19 protein-coding genes are annotated in these 23,180 nt (G+C 70.3%); 10 read left to right on the top strand and 9 right to left on the bottom strand.

Annotated features, from left to right (window positions below; genetic code table 11):
* Positions 1–344: 344 nt before the first annotated feature.
* Positions 345–1,214, top strand: coding sequence for an alpha/beta hydrolase (locus tag QOZ89_RS12280; protein WP_312623804.1), 870 nt, complete (start codon positions 345–347; stop codon positions 1,212–1,214).
* A gap of 243 nt (positions 1,215–1,457) precedes the next feature.
* On the opposite strand, the gene QOZ89_RS12275 is transcribed toward QOZ89_RS12280, so the two are convergent.
* Positions 1,458–1,886, bottom strand: a complete 429-nt coding sequence (locus QOZ89_RS12275) for a hypothetical protein (RefSeq protein ID WP_312623803.1) — start codon at positions 1,884–1,886, stop codon at positions 1,458–1,460.
* A gap of 535 nt (positions 1,887–2,421) precedes the next feature.
* A complete protein-coding gene (locus tag QOZ89_RS12270) occupies positions 2,422–2,826 on the bottom strand; it encodes an FKBP-type peptidyl-prolyl cis-trans isomerase (RefSeq protein WP_312623802.1) in 405 nt (134 codons plus the stop codon).
* Positions 2,827–3,110: 284 nt separating this feature from the next.
* Between QOZ89_RS12270 and QOZ89_RS48255 the strand changes: the two genes are divergently transcribed.
* The 4 genes from QOZ89_RS48255 to QOZ89_RS12250 all read left to right on the top strand — a co-directional run bounded on the left by QOZ89_RS48255 (position 3,111) and on the right by QOZ89_RS12250 (position 5,442).
* A complete protein-coding gene (locus QOZ89_RS48255) occupies positions 3,111–3,380 on the top strand; it encodes a hypothetical protein (protein WP_241841463.1) in 270 nt (89 codons plus the stop codon).
* Positions 3,377–3,766 (top strand): transposase, encoded by a 390-nt coding sequence (locus QOZ89_RS48250; RefSeq protein ID WP_312623801.1) that lies wholly within the window; start codon positions 3,377–3,379, stop codon positions 3,764–3,766. Before QOZ89_RS48255 ends, QOZ89_RS48250 begins: the two co-directional genes overlap by 4 nt.
* 129 nt (positions 3,767–3,895) lie before the next feature.
* Positions 3,896–4,498: a class I SAM-dependent methyltransferase gene (locus QOZ89_RS12255; RefSeq protein WP_312623800.1), complete on the top strand. Its 603-nt coding sequence runs from the start codon at positions 3,896–3,898 to the stop codon at positions 4,496–4,498.
* Positions 4,499–4,764: 266 nt separating this feature from the next.
* Positions 4,765–5,442, top strand: coding sequence for a GNAT family N-acetyltransferase (locus QOZ89_RS12250; RefSeq protein WP_312623799.1), 678 nt, complete (start codon positions 4,765–4,767; stop codon positions 5,440–5,442).
* On the opposite strand, the gene QOZ89_RS12245 is transcribed toward QOZ89_RS12250, so the two are convergent.
* Positions 5,350–6,882: an MFS transporter gene (locus QOZ89_RS12245; RefSeq protein ID WP_071046591.1), complete on the bottom strand. Its 1,533-nt coding sequence runs from the start codon at positions 6,880–6,882 to the stop codon at positions 5,350–5,352. The two genes, QOZ89_RS12250 and QOZ89_RS12245, sit on opposite strands and share 93 nt — an antisense overlap.
* A 150-nt stretch (positions 6,883–7,032) precedes the next feature.
* On the opposite strand from QOZ89_RS12245, the gene QOZ89_RS12240 reads away from it, so the two are divergent.
* Positions 7,033–7,644, top strand: coding sequence for a TetR/AcrR family transcriptional regulator (locus QOZ89_RS12240; protein ID WP_071046590.1), 612 nt, complete (start codon positions 7,033–7,035; stop codon positions 7,642–7,644).
* Positions 7,645–8,037: 393 nt separating this feature from the next.
* On the opposite strand, the gene fxsT is transcribed toward QOZ89_RS12240, so the two are convergent.
* Entirely contained in the window at positions 8,038–10,737 is a 2,700-nt protein-coding gene (fxsT, locus tag QOZ89_RS12235; protein WP_312623798.1) for an FxSxx-COOH system tetratricopeptide repeat protein, read from the bottom strand.
* A 672-nt stretch (positions 10,738–11,409) separates the two neighbouring features.
* Here fxsT and QOZ89_RS12230 point away from each other — a divergent pair.
* The gene (locus tag QOZ89_RS12230; RefSeq protein WP_071046588.1) at positions 11,410–13,638 is read left to right on the top strand and encodes a UvrD-helicase domain-containing protein; all 2,229 of its coding nucleotides are present in this window, start codon (positions 11,410–11,412) and stop codon (positions 13,636–13,638) included.
* Here the strand turns inward: QOZ89_RS12230 and QOZ89_RS12225 are convergent.
* Positions 13,587–14,633, bottom strand: coding sequence for a phosphatase PAP2 family protein (locus tag QOZ89_RS12225; RefSeq protein WP_312623796.1), 1,047 nt, complete (start codon positions 14,631–14,633; stop codon positions 13,587–13,589). The genes QOZ89_RS12230 and QOZ89_RS12225 overlap by 52 nt on opposite strands.
* 566 nt (positions 14,634–15,199) lie before the next feature.
* On the opposite strand from QOZ89_RS12225, the gene metH reads away from it, so the two are divergent.
* Both metH and QOZ89_RS12215 read left to right on the top strand, forming a co-directional pair.
* A complete protein-coding gene (metH, locus tag QOZ89_RS12220) occupies positions 15,200–18,934 on the top strand; it encodes a methionine synthase (RefSeq protein ID WP_312623795.1) in 3,735 nt (1,244 codons plus the stop codon).
* Positions 18,935–19,085: 151 nt separating this feature from the next.
* Entirely contained in the window at positions 19,086–19,931 is an 846-nt protein-coding gene (locus QOZ89_RS12215) for an SAM-dependent methyltransferase (protein ID WP_312623794.1), read from the top strand.
* A gap of 51 nt (positions 19,932–19,982) precedes the next feature.
* Here the strand turns inward: QOZ89_RS12215 and QOZ89_RS12210 are convergent, their stop codons facing one another.
* Entirely contained in the window at positions 19,983–20,309 is a 327-nt protein-coding gene (locus tag QOZ89_RS12210) for a helix-turn-helix domain-containing protein (RefSeq protein WP_071046585.1), read from the bottom strand.
* A 46-nt stretch (positions 20,310–20,355) separates the two neighbouring features.
* Entirely contained in the window at positions 20,356–20,856 is a 501-nt protein-coding gene (locus QOZ89_RS12205) for a type II toxin-antitoxin system RelE/ParE family toxin (protein ID WP_131803725.1), read from the bottom strand.
* Between the two features lie 334 nt (positions 20,857–21,190).
* On the opposite strand from QOZ89_RS12205, the gene QOZ89_RS12200 reads away from it, so the two are divergent.
* Positions 21,191–21,733 (top strand): P-loop NTPase family protein, encoded by a 543-nt coding sequence (locus QOZ89_RS12200; protein WP_241841462.1) that lies wholly within the window; start codon positions 21,191–21,193, stop codon positions 21,731–21,733.
* 25 nt (positions 21,734–21,758) lie between these two features.
* Here the strand turns inward: QOZ89_RS12200 and QOZ89_RS12195 are convergent, their stop codons facing one another.
* Both QOZ89_RS12195 and QOZ89_RS12190 read right to left on the bottom strand, forming a co-directional pair.
* Positions 21,759–22,004 (bottom strand): hypothetical protein, encoded by a 246-nt coding sequence (locus tag QOZ89_RS12195; protein ID WP_071046583.1) that lies wholly within the window; start codon positions 22,002–22,004, stop codon positions 21,759–21,761.
* Between the two features lie 201 nt (positions 22,005–22,205).
* Positions 22,206–23,156: a LysR family transcriptional regulator gene (locus QOZ89_RS12190; RefSeq protein ID WP_312623793.1), complete on the bottom strand. Its 951-nt coding sequence runs from the start codon at positions 23,154–23,156 to the stop codon at positions 22,206–22,208.
* Positions 23,157–23,180: the final 24 nt, after the last annotated feature.

Below are 23,180 nucleotides of genomic sequence, written 5' to 3'. Positions count from 1 at the left end.
AGGCAGACACGAGCGTTATGTGATGGCCAACACGGGGCGTGGCAGCTCAACGCTCGGCGCGGGCCGCCGCCGCCCGGACGCCGCGGTCCGCCCTAGCCAGCCAGCGACGCCTGGCGTGCGGGCGGGCCCTCGGCTTCGGTGCCCTGCCGCGATGGGAATCGCCGCGAGGCGGGTGGGCCGGTGAGATCGGCATGCCCCGGCCGTGTCCTCTTCGAATGACGTCCCCGGCGCCGATCGGCCCGTCGTACTCCGGCGAGCAGGTCCACCGGGAGTTCAGTGAGCGGGCGGCGGCGGAGGCACCCGAGCGGCTTGTCCGGTCCGGGGTCTGATGGCGCTGGTGCCGGGTGGCTGATGGGGAGCCCGTCCGCGACGATCAGCGGCTCGTCGCGCCGGTTCTGATGACGGCCCTCGTCGTCGTCGAGACGGAGCACGGCGCCGAACGCCGCTTCGGACGCGGCCGCGCGGCTGTGCCGAACGGCTCTGACATGCTGGCGGCTGGATTGGCGACGACCATCTTCACCGGGCAGACGGCGGTTCTTCCTGCTGCTGACGAGGAGACATCGGCAATGTCCATTACCGGAGAGCTGGTCACCGAGACGTTGGAGTACGACGGTGGCCGGGAGGTCACGGTGTATCTCCCGTTGAAGCCGCCCGAGGCGGTCGTGTTCGCCGGCGACGGCCAGTTGATCTCGCAGTGGGGCGGTGTTCTGGAGGCGGCTGACGTACCGTCGACGATGATCGTCGGTGCGCATCGCCTCGTCGATGAGATGCAGCGGCTCCATGAGTACTCGCCGGGTTTCGACCCGGGACGGTTCGCCGCGCACGAGAGGTTCTTCGTCGAACAGGTCCGCCGCTGGGTGCGGACGCGTTTTGGAGTCGAGTTGCCCGCCGGCCGCACCGCGGTGTCCGGTGTCTCGGCGAGCGGAGAGCTCGCGCTCGCCCTGGGGCTCCGGCATCCCGATGTCTACGGTGCGATCTTCTGCGCGTCACCGGGTGGGGGCTACCGACCGCCTGGCGTGATGCCGAGCCCGGTCCCGCGTACGTACCTCGTCGCCGGCAGCCGCGAGCCGTTTTTCCGCGAGAACGCGGCGCGGTGGGCGGACGCGCTGCGCGACGCGGGAGCGGACGTCGTGAACTACGAGCGGCCCGGGTCGCACGGCGACACCTTCTGGCAGGAGGAGTTTCCCCTGATGGTGACGTGGGCGTTTGGCTAGAGAAGCATGGCGTCCGGCCGCTGATCCGTGCGGCCGGCCTCGGCACGGCGGTACCTGGACGGCGGCCACGCTCGCCGGACTCACCTCGCCCAGCCCGGTGGTGGCCTGTGGTGGTCTCGCGCGGCGGAGGCCTCGTGAGCTGCCCCCCGGGCCAGCCGGCGGGACGCTGTGGACACGCCCTGACGAGTGAGGCACCGGCGCACCGAAGCGATCACTCCAGCTCCAGCTGTAAGGGCCAGGTCCTCAACCCGCGAAGTCAGAGCCGTCTCTGCCGTAGTACCACTCGACCGGAGCGTCGCTGGCTGGAGCAGCAGCACGCCGCACAGGCCCTGGCCGCCCTGGTCGGGCGGGCTGGGCGGGCTGGGCGGAACCGACTGCGAAGCTGCCGATGACAGTCACGCCGTCCTGCTCGTAGACCGGGACCAGGGTTCGCTCTCCGGCCGCCGCCCGCGCCGCGACCTTCTTGTTCCATTCGACCAATGCGGCGGGCGGCAGACCGGTACCGATCGCAGCTTCGAGTTCGGTCCGCCTGACGTAGCCGCGCTTCCCGTTTCTGGTCCCAGCCGAGATCAGGTCCGGCCGGTCGCCTCGGGACAGGCCGTCCGCACCCGATCCGTAGGTCTCTCCGGCCGCATTCCTCGGCCAGGTTGGTCCCGACCCATCATCGGTCATAGCACCATTATCTACGCCCACCCGCCGTGCAATGCCTCCTCGCCGACACCGTGCGCCGCCCCGCGGCCAGGCCCGGGTCGCCGCGATGCGCCTCCCTCGTGGAAGCCTGTAGGGCGCCAGAACTCGGATACAGGTGTTGACCTGGGTCTTCAGAACTCGGCCACTGACGTTGGCCTGTCAGGTCCCGGGCTCCGCCGTGGTCTCGGCGAGTGCGTTGCCGTAGGCGTCGCCGATGCTGCCGACGGACGGGTCGACGCCGGCGAGGCTTGACGTCCACCACCGCGACCAGGCCGTCCTCGCGGGAACACAAGACGATCACAAAAGTGCTGCTGCCGTACTACGCCATCCAGCAAGCCAAGCCCGTCCATGTTGTATGGCCCGCCGGAGCGACCAGGGACTGACTGTCCGGCACTCCGATCCAGCCGCCCCTTCGGCGCGTCGGAGCGTCACATGATCGACTAGTCCGGCTGGCGGCATACCCGCCTTGCTCCGCGTACACGTTCTTCTGGGCTGATGAGCGGCCGGAGCCGAGATCCTATCGGCCGTGCAGCCATCGTCCTCCCGACTTTATATCGATTAGTTCCACTTCGAAGCGGACGTCGGAGTCGGGCGGAATGTAGCCCGCAATGCCTTGGCCGTACGCGTAGTCAGATGTGATGTCGAGCCGCGCCTTTTCGCCGAGCGACAGCTGGGGGAACCCCTTATCCCACCCCCTGAGCCCATGGAACGGGGCGGTACCGATCACGTGCGTCATCGGCCAGTCGCGCGGTCGATCACCGGACGAGGCGAAAATGTCGCCGGGGCGCGGGGGGTTGAGGCCGAACCAGTCGGCGTGCTTGACGGTGAGGAAGGTGGCGACATAGTGAAACGCCACCTCGTCCCCCTTCTTGGGGAAGGTCTTACCGTCCCCCGGCGAAATGGTTTCAATCGTTACGCCCATGCTGCCAGCCTCTCCTCGCTGATGGACCACCCGCGCGGCGGCAGCTCGGCCCTGTAGAGCCGAGCAGCCCGGCGTCACCGACCACCGCACCCCGCGCGTGCAGGAACCGGGGATCTCTAAGAAGTATGTCAGTCGACCTACCTCCTAGAGGTCTGGACCGGCGAAAGCCGTGAAGATCGAGTCAAGTTGACGTATCGTGACAGGCACCCGCTCCGCGCGCTCAGCTCCGGCAGACGAAGAACGACAGATACATCGGCGGCGCCGACTGCGACGACGACACCGCCATGACCGCCGACTACGGCCAGTGGATGATATACGGGCCGTTCCGGGACTGGCAGCGTGATGGGACGTGGAAGCGGGTCCTGAGCGGGTTGCAGGCCCGGGCGGACGCCACCGGGATGATCACCTGGGAGGTGTCGGTGGACTCGACGGTGGCGCGGGTGCATCAGCATGCGGCAGGGACGTCGAAAAAGGGGATCTTCAGCGGGACAGCCCGGGTGGCGTTGACACCGAACCGGAAGATCATGGGATCGGGCGGTCCCGGGGTGGGTTGACGACCAAGCTGCATCTGGCCTGCGAAAACGGGCAGAAGCCGCTGGCGTTGCTGGTCACTGCCGGGCAGCGCGGGGACAGTCCGCAGTTCACCGCGGTGCTGGAACGGATCCGGGTTCCCCGGTCTGGGCGGGGCAGACCGAGGACCTGTCCGGATCGGGTGCTGGCGGACAAGGCGTACAGCTCGAAGAAGAACCGGACTTACCTGCGTCGGCGTGGGATCCGCGCCACCATCCCGGAGAAGAAGGACCAGGCGGCGAACCGGAAGAAGCTCGGGAGCCGGGGGGCGGCCACCGTCGTTCAGCAAGGACGCCTACAAGCAGCGCCGCCCCGTGGAGTGCGGCATCAACCGGTTGAAACGCCACCGGGCCGTCGCGACCCGGTATGACAAACTCACCGTCCGCTACGAAGTAACAGTCACCATCGCCGCGATCAACGAATGGCTACCCTGACAGGCTTCCCAAACAGACCCTAGGTGGGGCCGAGCGGTCTCGGGCTGCGTGGCAGGGTATCGGGTATGCCCACTGATCTGCGTCAGAGGTGGAATCCCAACACGCATCATCACCGGTTGGTCCTAAACGAGGTTGCGCCAGGTGCAAGGACGGCACTCGACGTCGGTAGTGGTGATGGCCTGCTGGCGGCTGACCTTCGCGAGCTTGTTCCCGACGTGACGGGCATCGATCGGAACTCCGAGGTGGTGGAGCGGGCGCGCCAGCTCGATGCCGACATCCGGTGGGTTGTGGCGGACGTGATGAGTTGCCCGCTGCCCGAAAACCACTTCGACGTTGTCGCTTCGATCGCGGCTGTTCACCATTTGCCCGACCTGGGCGCCGGACTGGCGAAGCTGGCCGCGTTGACGGCCCCGGGAGGGGTGTTGGTCGTGATCGGTTGCGCGCGCAATGGGAATCTGGCTGACCTTGCGATGGAGGGGGTCGGTGTTGTCCAGTACCAGGTGTTCGCGCGCACTCGCGGGGTCTGGCACCACTCGGCGCCCGTTCAGATGAATTACCCCCATACCTATACCCAAGCGCGCAAGATCGCCTCGGCTGTTCTTCCGGGGATGCGGTGGCGGCGTCTTCCGCTGTTTCGCTATGCGGTCACCTGGCGCAAGCCCACCTGATCGCCCAGGGTTCACGAGAGGGCCGGGCCTAATACCGGACGCGACGCCGCGTCCCAAGGCGCGGAAGGAGGGCCAGGTCCCCGTGGACACGGGGACCTGGCCCGACGTTCGTTCGGGGTCAGGGGTGCCCCTCGGTCCGCGGCGGTCGCGCTGAGGATCCCGCATCGGATGCGAGAGGGTTGACGGTCGCGGTCGGTGGCGATTGGGAGTTGGGCCGGTGCGGTCGGTGGCATAGTCCACACATGGCGGGTCCGAGGTCGGGAGAGGTGCTGCTCAGGCCGATCGAGGAGGACGACTGGCTGGCAGTCCATGCCTGGGCGAGCCAGGAGCGGGTCTGCCGCTACCAGGCGTGGGGTCCCAACACGACGGAGCAGACACGTGAGTTCGTACGGGAGGCCGCGAAAGCGTGGACTTCCTCTTCTCGGACGAGGTTCGTCTACGCGGTTGCCCTCGACGGATACGTTGTCGGGAACTGCGAGCTGAACCTTCGCGGCCGGGATCAGGGGGAAATCAGCTACCTGCTGCATCCTGACTACTGGGGGAAAGGGCTGGCCACCGCCGCCGCCAGCCAGCTCGTCCAACTCGGATTCGAGGAGCACAATCTTCATCGCGTCTTCGCCACGTGCGACCCGCGTAACGTCGCGTCGGCCGCTGTCCTGCGGCGGCTCGGGATGAGTTACGAGGGCCGGATGCGCGAGACGATGCTGATACGCGACGGCTGGCAGGTGGACGCGGCCTGGCCGCGCGTTGCCGGCGCGGACCGGCCCGGCGGCCCGGCGGTGCCGGCCCGGATGCCACGCCCGCCGCGCCGGCGGACGTGGACACCGAGCCGGCCTGAGCCGGCGGCGTCCTCACACCCGGGCCGCTGCCTCCGGTTCGCTGGCGTCGGCGGCACTCGCTGCGGCCGGTGGGAGGTCGGGTCGGGACGGCGATGTGGCTCGTGAGTCCAGGCCGAACGAGGCGAGGGCCGCTGCCACGAGCGCTCCGGCCGACACGTACCAGGCGTGCTGGAAGACCGCGTGGCTCGCCGCGCCGGAGGCGCGGCCCAGGATCGCCACCAGGACGCTGATCCCGATGACCGAGCCGAGCTGGGTGGCCATCGTCACGATCGCGCTGCCGGTCGCGGAGTCCTTCGGTGGCAGGCCGACCGTGGCCCGGGTGATCGCGGTCGGCACCGCCAGGCCGTAACCCAGGCCGAGGACCACCCAGGTCGGCAGGAACGCGGCCACGAACCGGGGCTCGTCGGTGACCAGGCGGGTCAGCATGATCGTACCGACGGCGGCCAGCAGCGCGCCCGCGACCGCGATCCGTCCCGCTCGCAGCCGGGTACGCGCCTGGAGGGTCTCCGCGACCGCCGAGCCGACCGCGAACATCACCGGGCCAGGCGTGGAGGCCAGCCCGGTGCGGATCACCGAGTAGTGCCAGTGACCCTGGAGCCACAGGATCGTCGAGAGCAGCTCGATCCCGAAGGCCATGAAGGCGACGGTGGCCACCAGGTTGGCGGTGGTGAACACCCGGTCCCGGAACAGGGAGAGGGTGACGACCGGCGCCGGGTGGCGGGCGGAGCTGGCCAGGAACGACGCCAGCGCGACCGCCGCGAGGACGAACGCGACGACCACCCGGACGCTCGACCAGCCCCAGTCCGGCGCCTTGACCAGCCCCAGGGCCAGCGCGCCGATCGCGACGATGAGCAGCCCGCCGCCGCGCAGGTCGGGCAGGTGGTCGCCGGCGTCCCGGCTGCTGGGCAGGTAGCGGGCGCCCAGCACGATCGCGGCCACCGCGACCGGGATGTTCACCAGGAACAGCCACCGCCAGGACGCCTCCACGAGCAGGCCGCCCAGCACCGGGCCGGAGGCGGCCGACAGCGCGCCGGTGGTGAACCAGATCTTCACGTAGGTGCCGATCTTCGCCGCCGGCGCGGTCAGCAGCACCAGGCCGAGGCTGGCCGGGGTGAGCAGGGCCGCGCCGACGGCCTGCAGGACCCGGAACCCGACCAGCACCCAGATGTCGCCGGACAGGCCGGCGCCGATGCTGGCGACGGCGAACACGGTCAGGCCAAGCAGGAAGCCACCCTTGCGGCCGAACCGGTCCACCAGGCGGCCGGCCGGCACCAGCAGCGCGGCGTAGACGATCGCGTAGCCGTTGAGCACCCAGCTCAGGTCGGCCAGGGAACCGGCGTGGGTGCCGCGCCCGATGGCGGGCAGGCCGACGTTGGTGACCCACACGTCGAGCTGGGCCAGGAAGCTCGCGATCGACAGGATCGCCAGCAGCAGGGCCGGGGAGACGGGCCGGGCGCCGGCGCCCGCACGGCGCTGGCTCGGGATGGGCGGGACGGCGCCGAGATTGGGACCGGCCCGGTCTGGCTGGGCTTCCTGCTGAGTCATGAGGTGGCTCGCATCTCGCGGTCGGGGGCCCGGCGCGTGCGCGCGGCGCCCGGTCGGCATGGAGGCCCAACGATCTGGACTGTTCAGTAAAGAACTCTGAGAGTTCTGGACTATTCCGCCAACAATCAGATCCGTGGATACGATCGCCCGATGGGGCGCCCACCTGGCTTTGACCGGCGGGAGGTGCTGGCGGCCGTCGAGCGCGAGTTCCGCAAGAACGGCTACGACGGGACGAGCCTCGATGACATCTCGGCCGCGACGGGGCTCGGCCGCGGCAGCCTCTACGCCGCCTTCGGCGACAAGCACGCGCTGTTCCTGGCCGCGCTGGGGGACTACTGCGATCAGGACGAGGCGTCCGGCGCGGCCGCGTTGGCCGGCCCGGACGAGACCGCGATGGAGCGCCTGCGGGCCTACTTCATCGACTCCGTCGACCGGCAGCTGAACGACCCCGAGCAGCTGGCCTGCATGGCCAGCCGCTTCACCGTCGAGCTGGCCGGGCGCGACCGGGACGCCACAGCACGGCTGTCCCAGGGCTTCGAAGCGCAGCGGGCGGCCCTGGCCGGCTGCCTGCGGGCGGCGCAGCGCAACGGCGACCTCGATCCAGCGGCCGAGCCGGTCACGCTGGCGACGTTGCTGGTCGTCGACTTCCGAGGCATCGGCTCCCTGATCGGGATTGGGCTGGACCGGGCTGAACTCGTCGCCGTCGTCGACGCGGCCCTGGCCGGACTGCCCGTGCCGCCCCCGTCGGCCGCCGCGTCCTGACCGCGCCGGCGCGTCCACCAAGCCACGCCCTGGACCAACCTTCGGAACCTAAAGCTGATCTTGCGATCGGACCGATCTTGGCCCGTTGATCGACGTCGGCCGCGCGCGCCACGACCGCGAGGGTGGCATCGTCGGCAACCGAAGATCCGCCCGCCTAGATCTCTTCATCTCCCCAGGGAGATGTAGAGATCGGTGGGAATACGAAGATCAACGGGGGAACCTACAAGTGGGTGTAGGTTCCCCGGTTGATCTTCCAGTCAGTGGCGCGCCGCCAGGGGTTCCCAGGTTGGATGTCACTAGGCGCAGTACTGACTTACCGGGTTCTGATGGCAGTTCTGCGCCGTGTTGCCTGGCGGAGGTGCGCAGCGTCTGACCACGTGTGAGTTGACCAGGTCACCGTCGGACGAACTCCTCCCACTCGCGCGCGGCCTGGTGGTCGCCGAGCAGGCGCAGGTCTCTGGCGAGGTTGTTCGCCGAGCGCAGGGTATCGGGATGGTCGTTGCCGAGGATACGGCGGCGGCGAGTCAACGTGTCTTCGTCGAGGGTTCGGGCGGCCTGGTGCTCCCCGAGCTCGCGCAGGTCGGCGGCGAGGTTGTTCATCGAGTCCAGGGTGTGGGGATGGTCGTCGTCGAGGACCCGGCGGTAGCGGGCCAGCGTGTCTTCGTCGAGGGTTCGGGCGGCCTGGTGGTCGCCGAGGGCGTGCAGGTCGGCGGCGAGGTTGTTCGCCGAGCGCAGGGTGAAGGGGTGGTCATCGCCGAAGGTGCGGCGGTAGCGGGCCAGGGTGTCCTCGTTCAGTTCGCGGGCGGCTTGGTACTCCCCGAGCTTGCGCAGGTCGGCGGCGAGGTTGATTGCCGTACGCAGGGTGTCGTAGTGGTCGTTGCCCAGGAGACGGCGGAGGCGGGTCAGGGTGTCCTTGTTCAGTTCGCGGGCGGCTTGGTACTCCCCGAGCTGGTGCAGGGCGGCGGCGAGGTTGATTGCCGAGTCCAGGGTGTGAGGGTGGTCGTCGTCGAGGACCCGGCGGTAGCGGGCCAGGGTGTCCTCGGCGAGGGTTCGGGCGGCCTGGTGCTCCCCGAGCTCGCATAGGTCGGCGGCGAGGTTGTTCGCCGTAAGCAGCGTGTTGGGGTTGTCGTCGCCGAGGACACGGCGCCAGCGCGTCAATGTGTCTTCGTCGAGGTCCCGGGCGGCACGGTAGTCCCCGAGCAGGTACAGGGCGAAGGCGACGCTGTGCGCAGAGCTCAGGGTGGCGGGGTCATCGTCGCCGACCATCCGGCGGCACCGCGCCAGGATGTCCTCGGCCAGGGTCCGGGCGGCCTGGTAATCCCCGAGCAGGAGCAGGGCGTTGGTGAGGGCGCTCGCCGAGGTCAGGGTGTCGGGGTGATCACTACCGAGGATGGTCGTCCACTGCTGGTGCAGCGCGGCGGTGAGGGTGTGGGCGGCGCGGAAGTCGCCTCGGGTATAGAGATACATGCCGGCCTCGGCCAGCAGCTCGCGGGCCTCGCTGCCGATGTCGGCGCCGGCGTCGTTGGGGTGCAGGGCGGGGGCGGTGAGAACCTGGGGCGCCAACTCGGCCCAGACTGGCCAGCCGGCCGGGTCTACCACGTAGTAGGCGGGCCGGTGGGCCACCAGCAGTTCCCGCGCGGTCGCGGCGGCCTTCTCGTGCCGGTCGGGGGGCTGGTGGGCACGAATGACGGCCGCGACCAGCCGGTGCAGCGCGATGGTGTCCCCGAAGCGACGGGCCAGGGAGTAGAGCAGCACCGCGCCGACGGTGTCGTCGAGATCCTCGGGCGCGGCGGCAGGCTTGCGTCTGGTCCACCGTTGGTGCCTGACGGGTCGCCTGAACAGGGCCAGGGGGATTGGTTCGGGTCCGAGGTGGGCGCAGATGTCCAGCAGCGTTACGGCGGCCGGCGCCTGGGTGCGCAGTCGGTCCAGAGCGAGCGACCAGACGGTGTCGAGGTTGCCGCCATAGGCCAGGTCACGGCCCCGGCCGAGCATCTCGGGGCGGCGGGCGCGGAACTTCGTCAGATAGTCGGCTGGGGATACGCCTGTGGTCTCCAGGTAGGCGGCGGCCTGCTCGAGGGCGAGCGGGAGGTCACCGAGTTCGGCGGCGAGCGCGTCCGCGGCCTCCGGGTGGATGTCCGGCACACGGCGGGCCAGCAGCGCGACGGCCTCGTCGCGGGGCGGCACGTTGACGTCGAGGGGCGCGGCGAGCCCGCCCCAGGCCGGGTTCCGCGACGTGACGATGACCTGGCCGGGGCCGCCGGGTAACCAGGGTCGCAGTGCGTCGGGGTCTTCGGCGTTGTCGAACACCAACAGCCACCGCTCCCGGCGACGCAGGGCGTCCAGCACGGCGTCCGCGTCGTCGGGCATCCGTCCGGTGGTAGGCAGGTCGAGCCGGTCCGCGAGGTCGGCGAGACGCTCGCCGACCAGGGCGGCCTGCTCGGCCTCGACCCACCAGACCAGGTCGAACGCGGCCGCGTGCCGGTGGGCGTACTCGATCGCGAGCTGGGTCTTGCCGACGCCGCCGAGGCCGCGCAGAGCGGTGATCGCCACCGGTGAGCCCTCCGCGAGTCCGGCCCGCAGCCGGTCGAGCAGATCCTGGCGGCCGGTGAAGTACCTCAGCCGCGGGGGCACGTTGAAGATCGCGGGGTGCCGGCCTGGGAACGGTGTGCCACCCGCTCCGCCCCCAGACGTCGGCGCTGCGCCGGGAAACCCGGTGGAGACTCGGGTTGTCTTGGCCAGCCCGGTGGCCTCCAACAGCCGCCGCCGGGCGGTGTCCTCGTCGACGCCGTGCAGGTCCCGGTAGGAGACGGTGGCCAGCACCGGGGGCATCGGGCAGTCGGCGACCCGCAGCGGGATCAGTTTCATGCCGGCCAGCGCCCCGGTCCATTCCTGGGTGCACCAGTGGGAGTCGAAGTAGGCGGGCGAGCAGATGGCGACCGTCCGCCCGGCGGCCGCCATCTGATCGTTGATCCAGACGACGAAGTTCGCCCCGGCCGGGGAGTCCCAGACCTGCACGGTGACGGTCTTGCCGGTCCTCTCCAGCGCCTCGGCGACCCAGGTCGCCCACGCCTCGTCGGCACCGGTGTAGGACACGAAAAAATCCACCCGCGCAGGCGGCAGGCCGGCTGGCTCCTCCCCCGGGACCACGCTCACAGCTTGCCAGACCGGTGTGGACCGTCACACCACATCCACACCGAATCATGACGCTGGCGGCCAGCCGAAGACCGACAAATCTGTCCAAATCTCGTCGGACAGTGGGGGACTTCCCGGGGGACGTTCACGCCGCGACCGCCGACTGCGCTGATGCAACTCGCCGTTCACAGGATGCTGGCTGCGCTTGCGCCCGGCGTCAGCTGGAAGATCCGCCGACCTGGATCTTTTCGTGTCCCCGGGGAATATGAAGTCCTCGGCGGGAATATGAAGATCGACGGGGGAACCTACAGGAGTCCGCGGTTGTGGACCGCGACACGATCGAACTAGTGTTCGAACAATTGCTCGCGGTGACCTATGCTCACGCTCTGATAGCGGGCGAGTACGGGTGGGCTGGCGTGAGTGGCGCTGACTGATGCCCCAATGCCGGATCGTGCGCGTATCGCTGGATGTGACCGAAATGGAGCGAGGCCTACGGATAGCGGTGGAACCGCTCGTATGGTCTCAGGGGGCGCGCCCGGGCTGGCGCACGGGGCGATGTCTCGGCATGGCCGAGCCGCTGCCTGAGTGTGCATGCCTGGGCGCGCATGGTGCGGGACGGGAGGGGACGCTCCGGTGGCTCGGCTGGGTATCGACAAGGAGTTCTTGCGGGACTTCGCGCGGCTGGACAAGCCCGTCCAGGAGAAGGTCACCGACACGTTCGCGAAGTTCGAGCACGCCACCCACACCGGCCTGCACCTCGAGAAGATCAGCAACGCGCGCGACGGCCGGCTGCGCACGATCCGGATCGACCAGTTCTGGCGTGGGGTCGTCCTCGCCCCGGACAGCGGCGACTCGTTCACTTTGCTCAAGGTCCTGCCGCATGACGAGGCCTACACCTGGGCCCAGCGGCGCCGGGTCTCGGTGAACGCCGCCACCGGCCGGATCGAGATCCGCGACAGCGTCGCCATCGACGCGACCCTGCCGGAGATGACCCGTTGGGCGAGCCGCGTCGACGAGTACCGGAGGCTGCTCGCCGACGTGGACGACGCGACGTTGCGGCGGCTCGGTGTCGACGACCAGACGCTCGCCTTCGCCCGCGCGCTCACCGACGTCGCCCAGCTCGAGACCGCCAAGGCGTTCCTGCCGGACAGCCAGTGGTCGGTGCTCTACGGCCTGGTCGCCGGGATGTCGCCCGAGGAGGTCTGGGCGGACATCGCGGCCGACGTCACCGGCCTTACCGGTGACAAGGCGCCGCCAGTCCCAGCTGACGGCGTCACGGCCGACCAGGCCCGCTTCGACCCGGACGATGTCACCGCCGCGGTCGAACGCAGCCAGGACCGGGTGGTGCTCGTCTCTGGCCCTGCCGCGCTGCTCGACATGCTGAGCCACCCGTTCGACCTGTGGCGGATCTTTCTACACCCCGTCCAGAACAAGGTCGCCCTCGGCCATTTCCGCGGGCCGGCGCGGGTCACCGGTGGCCCGGGCACCGGCAAGACCGTCGTCGCGCTGCACCGCGCCCGCCACCTCGCAGCCGGCGGTGAGGGCCCCGTCCTGCTGACCACGTTCACCAAGGCGCTGACGTCGACGATCGAGGCGAACCTGGCCCTGCTGGAGGAGAAGGCCGAGATCCGTGACCGGATCACGGTCCTCACCGTCGACCAGGTCGCGAACCGGATCTACCGGACGGCCCACGGCAACCCGCCGCTCCTCGCGGGCGCCGACGAGGCCCTGCTCTGGCAGGAGACCGTCGCCGAGCACGGGCTGCCGCTGGGCGAGCGGTTCGTCGCCGACGAATGGCGCCAGGTCATCCTCGGACACGGGATCACCGACCTGGCCGGCTACCAGGCCGCGTCCCGCGCCGGGCGCGGCCGGGCGCTGACCGCCGCGCAGCGCGCCCGGGTGTGGGCCGCCGTCGAGGCGTTCCAGGCCCGGCTGCGGGAACGGGACGCGCTCACCTACGCGATGGTCTGCGCCGAGGCGACCCGGCTGCTCGAGGCCGGCGCCGTGCCCGCGGACCTGTTCGGCCCGCATGCGCCGGGCGTCCCGGTCCCGTCCGGCGGGCGCCGGCCGTTCCGCCACGTCATCGTCGACGAGGCGCAGGACCTCAGCCCCGTCCAGTGGCGGCTGCTGCGCGCCGTCGCCGGCCCGGACCAGAACGACCTGTTCCTCGCCGGCGACGCCCACCAGCGGATCTACGGCAACCGGGTGACACTGCGCGAGCACGGCATCGTCGTCGCCGGCCGGGCCAGCCGACTGACCATCAACTACCGCACGACCGCCGAGATCCTCGCCTGGAGCCTCGGCATGCTGCGCGACGAGCGGATCGACGACCTCGACGGCGGGCTCGACCGGATCGCGGGCTACCGCTCCGAGCTGCACGGCCGCCGGCCGGTGCTCGTCGGCGCGCTGACGCCGCCCGACGAGCTCAAGGGCCTCGTCGAGGTGGTCCGCGGCTGGCTGGACGCGGGCGTCGAGCCAGCCGAGATCGGCGTCGCGGCCCGCAAGAACATCCTCGTCGACGAGGCGGTCACGGCGCTGACCGACGCGGGGATCATCGCCAGGGCGCTCAGCAGGCCGAAGCTGAAGGGCCGCCGGGGCGTCGCCCCGGCAAGCCCCGTCGCCGTCGGGTCGATGCACGGGATGAAAGGGCTGGAGTTCCGCTGCCTGGCCGTGGTTGGCGTGTCCGACGGGCTCGTACCGGCCCGCAGCCCGGTGACACCGGCCGAGGAGGACCCATACGCACACGCCGTCGATCTCCTGCAGGAACGCTGCGCGCTGTTCGTCGCCTGCACCCGTGCCCGCGAGCAGCTCTACGTCTCCTGGAGCGGCACCCCCAGCCCCTTCCTCACCGCCGTCCGCTGACGGACGTCCCGCCGCCTGGACGGGGAAGTCTCGCCGCGCCTGGCGGCATGCAGGTCCTCACGAGGTGTCCTTCGGGATCCGGGGCCCGCTTCTGGGCCCGCGACCGCCGCCGGGCCAGGATCCGGATCCGGCCCGGGAGCCGGGCGGGCCGGCTGGGCCGGGCGAGTCGGCGGACGGTCGCCGCCGGGTGGCCTGCGGCTGGAGGGCACCGGTTGACCAGTGGCCTGCGGCCGGCCGGTGCCCTCCACCGCCGCGGGGGTGAGCCGGGGCCGGCGGGGCAGCGCACGGCGGACCAGGAGGACGATCGTGACGGCGAGCAGAAGGTCGACGAAGCCGCCGACGGCGTCGAGGAAGTAGTGGTTGCCGGTCGACATGACGACGAGGGTCGTCATGACCGGGTAACACGCCCCGATCACCCTCACGGCCCGATGGCGAGCGAACCTGGCCAGGAGGTAGCCGCACCACAGCGCCCAGCCGCAGTGCAGTGACGGCATCGCCGCGTACTGGTTGGTGAGGCCGCCCAGCCCGCGCGGGGCGCTCGCGTCGCCGCCCCACCAGCCCCAGCCCGAGACGTCGGCCATCGTGTCGTGGTACCAGGTGCCGGCCAGCAGCCGTGGCGGAGTGGTCGGCAGCAGCCAGAACCCGACCAGGCCGATGACCGTCGCCAACAGGATCGTGCTGCGCGCCACCCGGTAGTGGCCCGGGTTGCGCCGGTACATCCAGATCAGCACCGCGGGCGTGAGGATGTAGTGCAGCGTCGCGTAGAAGTAGCAGGCGGGCACCGCCAGCGCGGGCACCTGCGCCAGCACGTTGTTGAGGGTGTGCTCGGGGTTGATGTGCCAGACGTTCTCCAGGCGCAGCAGCTCCCGGCCGAGGTGGTCCGCGCTGGCCAGGTCGTCGCTCTTGAGGCCCCGCACGCCCGTGTACGCGCCGTAGAGGAGCGCGATGCCGATGACCTCCTGCCACCAGTGCGGCAGGCCGTTGCCCGCCGCCACGGCGCGGGCCGGTTTTACATGTGGCTCCGGGTCTGGCCGTCCCTCCGGCTCCTGACCCGGCCCCCGGCGTCGTCCCCGCCGCGGCCTGGGCTGGGCTGAACCTTGGGTGTCGTTGGTCGCGACGGCCACCTGGACCTCCTCGGAGCTCGACGACGGGCAGGCGCAGCCAGCTCCCACCTGAAGGGGGACTTAAGAGAGCGTTATCGAGGACAAATCCGCCCGTCAACTGATTTAGTCCCAGCAAAGACTGGTGTGAGGCCAACCACTCATCGCCGATCGGGAGACGTTTTCCGCCTGTTCACGCGCGCGCCCGCTGCGGCGCGGGCACGTCGGCCGGTCCGGCGCCGGTGCTCGTGGCCACCGGGGACCTGCGACGGAGCGTCACGAGGGGCGTACCGCGGTGCCAGCCGCCGGACAGGCTTTAGTAAGGTCGTAGACAGGTCGAGAGGCGCTGCAACGGGCCACCGATGCTGGGCTACCTGTCGGGTACCAGGGTGGGCCGCCACGCTCGGCTGGTTCCGCATCCCCAAAGGGCGCCTCCCACAACTTATGCGGGAGGTGGTCAGGTGGTCGCCGTCGTCAACGAGGTTCGCGAGCACGAGCGGGCGCGACGGATCCAGGCGCTGAGGGACCGGCTCGCGCAGCGGGTCGTCGTCCTGGACGGTGCCTACGGCACGATGCTGCAGGGAGTGGGCCTTACCCCGGCCGACTATCGGCTCGGCGGTTTCGTCCCCGTCGACCATCCTCGCGACGTCACCGGTGATCCCGACCTGCTCAACCTCACCCGCCCGGACGTCATCCGGGACGTGCACCGCCAGTACCTGACGGCGGGCGCGGACATCGTCACCACCAACACCTTCACCGCCACCAGCGTCGGCCAGGGCGACTACGCCCTGCAGTCGCTGGTCCGGGAGATGAACCTGGCCGGCGCGCGGATCGCCCGCGAGGCCGCCGACGAGGTCGCCGCCGAGACCGGCAGCCCCCGGTTCGTCGCGGGCTCCATCGGCCCGCTCAACGTCACCCTGTCGCTGTCGCCGCGCGTCGACGAGCCCGCCTACCGGGCCGTCACGTTCGACCAGGTCAAGGCCTCCTACTCCGAGCAGATCGCCGCGCTCGCCGACGGCGGCGTCGACCTGCTGCTCATCGAGACGATCTTCGACACGCTCAACGCGAAGGCCGCGATCGCGGCCGCCCAGGAGACCGCGCCCGAGCTGCCGCTGTGGATCTCCGTCACGATCGTCGACATGTCCGGGCGGACGCTGTCCGGCCAGACCGTCGAGGCGTTCTGGACGTCCGTCGCGCACGCGAACCCGCTGGTCGTCGGGCTGAACTGCTCGCTCGGCGCCGCCGAGATGCGCCCCTACGTCGCCGAGCTCGCCCGCCTCGCCGACACGTACGTCGCCAGCTACCCGAACGCCGGCCTGCCGAACGCGTTCGGCGGCTACGACCAGACCCCCGGCGAGGCGGCGAACCTGCTCGGCGAGTTCGTGACCTCGAGGCTCGTCAACATCGTCGGCGGTTGCTGCGGCACCACCCCCGCGCACATCGCCGCGGTCGCCGCCGCGGTCCACGGCGTCGCGGCGCGGCCCGTGGCCGCGCCGCCCGAGCGCACCCGGTTCAGCGGCCTGGAGACGTTCGAGATCGGTCCCGACACCGGCTTCGTCATGATCGGTGAGCGGACGAACGTCACCGGCTCGGCGAAGTTCCGCCGGCTCATCGAGGCCGACAACCACCAGGGCGCCGTCGACGTCGCCCTGGAGCAGGTCCGCGGCGGGGCGAACATCCTCGACGTCAACATGGACGCCGACCTGCTCGACGGCGAGCAGGCCATGACGACGTTCCTCAACCTGATCGCGACCGAGCCCGAGGTCGCCCGCATCCCGATCATGATCGACAGCTCCAAGTGGACCGTGCTCGAGGCCGGGCTGCGCTGCGTGCAGGGCAAGGGCGTGGTCAACTCGATCAGCCTCAAGGAGGGCGAGGAGCCCTTCCTGGAGCACGCCCGACTGATCCGCTCCTACGGCGCGGGCGTCGTCGTCATGGCCTTCGACGAGCGGGGCCAGGCGGACAGCACCGAGCGCAAGGTCGAGATCTGCGAGCGGGCCTACAAGCTGCTGACGGCCCCCGAGGTCGGCTTCCCGGCCGAGGACATCATCTTCGACCCGGCCGTGCTCGCCGTCGCGACCGGCATCGCCGAGCACAACGGCTACGCCAAGGCGTTCATCGACGCCCTGCCGATCATCAAGGAGCGCTGCCCGGGCGTCAGGACCAGCGGCGGCATCTCGAACCTGTCGTTCTCGTTCCGCGGCAACGACGTCGTCCGCGAGGCGATGCACTCGGCGTTCCTGTACTACGCCGTGCAGGCCGGGCTCGACATGGGCATCGTCAACGCGGGCCAGCTGACCGTCTACCAGGACATCCCGGCCGACCTGCTCGAGCTGGTCGAGGACGTGCTGTTCGATCGCCGCGAGGACGCCACCGACCGGCTCGTCACGTACGCCGAGGACCTGCGCGCGTCCGGCGGTGGCGCCACCGGGCCGCGCCGCGGCGCCGACCTGTCCTGGCGTGAGGCGCCGGTGCGCGAGCGGCTCTCGCACGCTCTCGTCCACGGCATCGTGGACTTCATCGAGGCGGACACGGAGGAGGCCCGGCAGCAGGTCGCGCGGCCGCTCGAGGTCATCGAGGGCCCGCTGATGGACGGCATGAAGGTCGTCGGCGACCTGTTCGGCGCGGGCAAGATGTTCCTGCCGCAGGTCGTCAAGTCCGCCCGGGTGATGAAGCGGTCCGTCGCCTACCTCGAGCCGTACATGGAGGCCGAGAAGGAGAAGGCGCTGGCCGAGGGCCGCATCGAGCCGGGCCGCGGCGCCGGCAAGGTGGTCCTCGCGACCGTCAAGGGCGACGTCCACGACATCGGCAAGAACATCGTCGGGGTCGTGCTCGGCTGCAACAACTACGAGGTCATCGACCTCGGGGTGATGGTGCCGGCGACGAAGATCCTCGACACGGCGGTCGCGGAGGGTGTCGACGCGGTCGGCCTGTCCGGGCTGATCACCCCGTCGCTGGACGAGATGGTCAGCGTCGCGGCCGAGATGGAGCGGCGGGGGCTGAAGCTGCCGCTGCTGATCGGCGGCGCGACGACGTCACGCCAGCACACCGCGGTGCGCATCGCCCCCGCGTACAACGGGACGACGGTGCACGTGCTCGACGCGTCCCGCGTCGTCGGGGTCGTCTCCGACCTGCTCGACACCGACCGCGCCGCGACGCTGGACACACGCAACCGCGAGGAGCAGGCGACGCTGCGCGAGCAGCACGAGAACCGCCAGCAGCGTCCGCTGCTCTCGCTCGCGGCGGCCAGGGCCAACCGCGAGCCGGTCAGCTTCGCGGGCCTCCCGACGCCGGCGTTCACCGGGACGCGGACGGTGACGCCCACCATCGCCCAGCTGCGCGAGTTCATCGACTGGCGGTTCTTCTTCCTCGCCTGGGAGCTGAAGGGCACCTACCCGGCGATCCTGGACGAGCCCGTGGCGCGCGAGCTGTTCGATGAGGCCAACGCCCTCCTCGACCAGATCATCGCCGACGGGTCCTTCACCGCCCACGGCGTCTATGGCTTCTGGCCGGCCCACGCCGACGTCGACGACATCGTCTTCGACGTGGCCGGCGCCGACGAGGACGGTGCCGGCGCGAGTGGCCGCGGCGGCGAGGTCCGCTTCCCGATGCTGCGCCAGCAGACCGAGAAGCCGGCCGGCCGGGCGAACCGCTGCCTGGCTGACTACGTGGCCCCGGCCGGCGGCGGAGACCACATGGGCGCGTTCGCCGTCTCCATCCAGGGCGCCGAGAAGCTGTCCGCCGGCTTCGAGGCCGTACAGGACGACTATCGGTCGATCATGGCCAAGTCGCTCGCCGACCGCCTCGCCGAGGCGTTCGCCGAGTACATCCACCTCGAGGCCCGCCGCGCCTGGTTCGAGCCAGACGCGGCCCCGGCGCTGGCCGACCTGCACGCCGAGCGCTTCCGCGGCATCCGCCCCGCCCTCGGCTACCCCGCCTGCCCCGACCACACCGAGAAGCGCGCCCTGTTCGACATCCTCGGCGCTGAGAATCTCGGCATGGAACTGACGTCGTCCTACGCCATGACCCCGGCGGCCGCCGTCAGCGGCCTCATCTTCGCCAACCCCGAGGCCCGCTACTTCACCGTCGGCCGCATCTCCCGCGAGCAGGTCAAGGACTACGCCGCCCGCCAGGGCAAGGACGTCGCCGACGTGGAGCGCTGGCTGCGCCCCAACCTCGCCTACGACCCCGACTGACAGCTCGCCCGCCGGGGCGCCTCCTTGCTTGCGGACAGTACGGAGGCCCTCCGCCGGGTGGGAGGTCGGGGCTGCGGGGGGTGGTAGGTCCGCCACGGTCCGCGATAGGGTGGCCGAACTGTCCGCCCTATACCACGCGGAGACCACACGCATGGTCGAAGAACCGTCGGCAGCCAACCCGCAGGGTTCGAGCCAGACCGTTGCCTTGTCCGATTCGATCGACGCGTCTGTGCCGCATTCGGCGCGAATCTGGAACTACTGGCTCGGCGGCAAGGACTGCTATCCGGTCGATCGGGCCGCGGGCGAGGAATACCTCCAGGTTTTCCCTGGCATCGCGGACCTCGCGCGTGCCTCCCGCGGGTTCCTCGTCCGCTCGGTGCGTTACCTGGCCGGAGAGGCCGGGATCCGGCAGTTCCTCGACATCGGCACCGGTCTGCCCACCGCCGACAACACGCACGAGGTCGCCCAGCGCGTCGCCCCGGAATGCCGGATCGTGTATGTCGACAACGACCCGCTGGTGCTGACACACGCCCGCGCGCTGCTGGCGACCACCCCCGAGGGCGTCACCGACTACATCGACGCCGACCTGCGCGACCCGAGCAGCGTCCTCGCCGCCGCGTCCGGGACCCTGGATTTCACCAGGCCGGTAGCTCTCATGCTGATGGGCGTCCTCGGGCACATCGCGGACGACAACGAGCTGCGGTCCATCGTGAAGCAGTACCTGGACGCATTGCCTTCGGGCAGCTACCTGGCCAGTTATGACGGGACCCAGCCGGCTGGCGACAGCGGCTTCGACGAGGCGCAGGACGACTACAACGAGTCGGGCGCGCTTCCCTACATCCTGCGCACGCCGGAGCGGTTCGCCGAGCGGTTCGAGGGATTGGAGCTCGTGGACCCGGGCGTCGTGCCGCACACCCACTGGCGGCCAGACCCCACCCCGGACGGCGCCCTGCCCGCACCGGTCGACGGCCACTGCGGCGTAGGCCGCAAGTCGTAGTCCGTTCGCTTCTGGCTGGTCGCGTCCGGCGGTCGAGGATGCGTCGCGGGATCAGACGGCCAGCGGATTGCCTTCGGTGTCGACGATCTCCAGCCGAGCCCCGAGCGCGGCGGTCAGTCGGGTCAGGGTCTCGAGTGTCGGGCTGATCTGTCCACGCTCGATCCTGCTGATCTCGGACTGCTGGATGCCGGAGGCTTTCGCGAGCTGCCGTTGCGTCAGGTGGCGTGCCTGGCGCGCGGCGGCCAGCTGGCGGGGGACGTCGAACACGCGCTGCCGCTCGGCGTCGAAGAACTTGGTGTAGATGTCGAGCAGCTCGCGCTCGTCGTCATCTGCCTGTGCTTCCACCCTGGCGACGTAGTCGTCGAACCGGTAGCTCATCGCGCACCTCCCTGTGGACACATGATATGGGTTGAAGCCCATCTCGTCACCTGCGTCGGCGGACCTGGGAGATCCACCACCGGCGGAAGCTGTGCGACTGGCCCGCCACGGGCGTTGTTGGTCTCCTGCGCCGGTATTCGCCAAGACGGGACCGCGCCTTGTCGATCTCGGTCTGTTGTTTGCGAGGGGATGGATCGGAACCCTTGTCGTAGGCTCCGACGATCAGGATGACTCTTTCTCGTTCGCAGCCGAAGAAGATCCTGAGAAGTACATCGCTGGCTGGCGGGGCGCCGAACTTCTCAAGGAGTCTCGGATTGTGGGCCCTCAGCAGTTCGGCTGCATCGTGGCGGATCCGCAGCTCATACAGACCGCCGCCGAGCGCCTTCCCGTATTCGGAGTTGCACACAGCTGGACCCTCCACCGCGAGTACCAGGGACAACCCGCGCATGGCGGCGTTCCGCCGACCGGTGTCGAGACTGTCCAGCCAGTCGCACACAGGTGCTCGGCCGGTGGCGGGTTCGTCGCAAAACACCAACTCGAAACTCATAGCTCCCGTCCGTGGAACCGGACTTACGTAGAGCGGTCGTGTTGGAAGTTATGAGCCCGGGGCTGATCCGTCAAATTATGGCGGTTTATCTCGACTGTAAACAAAGAATATTGTGCTCGAGCGCAAATTGGCCGCCGAGACGATTGCGTGCGCAGATGTGACCGGACGGACACCAGTCACTACCCTGGACAGGTCGAAACGAGGAGTCGCGTCGAAACCGTGACCGGCGGCTACTGCCGTGTCATCGGGGTGCATGTCGCCGGACTGGTGGCTGGATTGGCGGAGTCGGGCCGCTATCGTCCGTCAGGTGGTGATGTTGGGGCCTGAGGATCCATTGCCGGAGCAGCCGCGGCGGGTGGTGGTGGCGGGGACGTCGGGGTCGGGGAAGACGACGTTGGCCCGGCGGGTGGGAGAGGCGCTGGGGATCCCACATGTCGACATCGACGGGCTGTTCCACGGTCCCGGCTGGACGCGTCGGGAGTCGTTCTTGGCGGACGTCGAGGCGTTCAGCGAGGGGGCCGCCTGGGTGACGGAATGGCAGTACCGGGACGCGCGGGACCTGCTCGCCGACCGCGCAGACCTGATGGTCTGGCTCGACCTGCCCCGCCGAACAGTCATGCGCCAGGTCGTTCGCCGTACCCTGCGCCGTCGGCTAAGCCGCGAGGTCCTCTGGAACGGCAACGTCGAGCCGCCGCTGCGCACGATCTTCACCGACCGCGAGCACATCGTGCGCTGGGCCTGGTCGACCCATCACAAGAGCCCGCGACGGATCGCCGCCCTGCGCGAGCGGCGTCCCGGGCTCCCGATCGTCCGCCTGCGCAGCCGTGCCGCCGTCAGCCGCTGGTGCGCCGGCCCGCTGCGCGCCGCGAGCCAGTAACCGCGGGCCGGGCGTCGGCGCGGCGCTAGGCGCTGTCACCGGGGGAGCGCCGGGAACGGCGGCGGGCGCGGAGGGCGGTGAACCAGCCGGCGGTGGCGACGGCGTCACCGACCGCGCCCTGGCTGGCCATGAGTCCGGCGGCGGCGCCCGTCAGTTGGTCGGCGCACTCGACGCACAGCCGCCGGCCGGTCGCGGACGTCGTGCTGGCGCCGCTCCCGCGCCGGCCGCAGTTGTCGCAGGTGAACGTCGGTTTCGCGTTGCCAAGCGCCATGACCTCGCCTCTCGGGTACCTGCGCCCAGGCACCGGGTGGTGGCGGCCTGTACTTGGAGTGTGGCCGGACGGGGCGCATCGGGTGTCCAAAATGCTTTCCCGCGGGACGGCTTCGCCTGATGGGCAGCTTCTGACGGAGACCGATCGCCGCCCCGGTCGCCTCGCGGAAACGGCGTAAACGCCGGCCGAGTCACGGCCCTGTCACGGCGTGGCCTGCCGCGATGCCCACTTCGGCGACCAGGTTCCGGCGTCGGGGCGCTCGAGACCGGTGGACCGGGAGCGGAAATGGTCGCGGAATGTGGCAAGCGCGGGGTGCGGATTCTCGTGATGCCAGATCAGCGAATGCGGGTAGACCGGTGTCGGGTCATGCAGGGGGACGCGGCGCAGGTCGTAGTAGTCGGGCCAGAGGAACCGGGTCTGCTGGCCGATGAGGCTGGCCAGTGTCGAGGAGTCCGCGAGCACGTCCAGGAGATGGTCGGTGCCGAAGTTGGGGCCGATCGCGTCGATGGTGAGGCCGAACGCGGCGGCGAGGTCGTCGTAGTAGGTGGCCCACTCGGTTCCGGGGGCGATGCCGGGTATCCAGATCCGGTGCCCGACGAGCTGGGCGAGCGTGACCGCGTGCGCGGCGGCCAGCTCGTGGCGCGGTCCGGTGAGCAGCTGATGGGGCTCGTCGAGGACCCGGGCTGTCCGGACACCGTCGGGGAGCTGTGACGCGGGCACGGTGACCGCGCGGAACGACACGTCGATCATCCCGGACTGGACCGCGGCAAAGGCGGCGTCGGCGTCGAACAGTGTCACGACGTCGAGCTCGGTGTCGGGGTGCGCGCGGTGAAAGTCGCGCAGCAGTGCCGCCGGCGCGACCCGCCGGCTGATCACGTCGACGCGCAGTGCGCGGCGGCCGGGACGGACAGAGGCGGCTGCCCGCTCCTCGGCCCGGAGAAGACCGCGCGCATGGGGCAGGAACGCCTGCCCGTCGATGGTGAGCTGGACTCCGCGCGCTGTGCGGGTGAACAGCCGCACACCGAGGTCTCTCTCCAGCGTGGCGATGCGCTTGGACACGGCCTGCTGCGTGACCGACAGGTCCGCGGCGGCCTCCTGGAACTGGCCCGCGTCCGCGGCGGCGATGAAGGTGCGCACGGCCTCGAGATCCACGCCTGCCGACACTATTCGCACAAC

The sequence above is a fragment of the Pseudofrankia coriaricola genome (genome assembly GCF_032027725.1).
Taxonomy (GTDB): Bacteria; Actinomycetota; Actinomycetes; order Frankiales; family Frankiaceae; genus Pseudofrankia.
This window is presented reverse-complemented; position numbering and strand designations above follow the sequence as displayed.

What these genes read in the sequence shown, in the direction of transcription:
- QOZ89_RS12275 (WP_312623803.1), bottom strand. Translation starts at nt 1,886, where the DNA reads ATGACCGATGATGGGTCGGGACCAACCTGGCCGAGGAATGCGGCCGGA.
- QOZ89_RS12270 (WP_312623802.1), bottom strand. Translation starts at nt 2,826, where the DNA reads ATGGGCGTAACGATTGAAACCATTTCGCCGGGGGACGGTAAGACCTTC.
- QOZ89_RS48255 (WP_241841463.1), top strand. Translation starts at nt 3,111, where the DNA reads ATGACCGCCGACTACGGCCAGTGGATGATATACGGGCCGTTCCGGGAC.
- QOZ89_RS12255 (WP_312623800.1), top strand. Translation starts at nt 3,896, where the DNA reads ATGCCCACTGATCTGCGTCAGAGGTGGAATCCCAACACGCATCATCAC.
- QOZ89_RS12245 (WP_071046591.1), bottom strand. Translation starts at nt 6,882, where the DNA reads ATGACTCAGCAGGAAGCCCAGCCAGACCGGGCCGGTCCCAATCTCGGC.
- QOZ89_RS12240 (WP_071046590.1), top strand. Translation starts at nt 7,033, where the DNA reads ATGGGGCGCCCACCTGGCTTTGACCGGCGGGAGGTGCTGGCGGCCGTC.
- QOZ89_RS12215 (WP_312623794.1), top strand. Translation starts at nt 19,086, where the DNA reads ATGGTCGAAGAACCGTCGGCAGCCAACCCGCAGGGTTCGAGCCAGACC.
- QOZ89_RS12210 (WP_071046585.1), bottom strand. Translation starts at nt 20,309, where the DNA reads ATGAGCTACCGGTTCGACGACTACGTCGCCAGGGTGGAAGCACAGGCA.
- QOZ89_RS12205 (WP_131803725.1), bottom strand. Translation starts at nt 20,856, where the DNA reads ATGAGTTTCGAGTTGGTGTTTTGCGACGAACCCGCCACCGGCCGAGCA.
- QOZ89_RS12195 (WP_071046583.1), bottom strand. Translation starts at nt 22,004, where the DNA reads ATGGCGCTTGGCAACGCGAAACCGACGTTCACCTGCGACAACTGCGGC.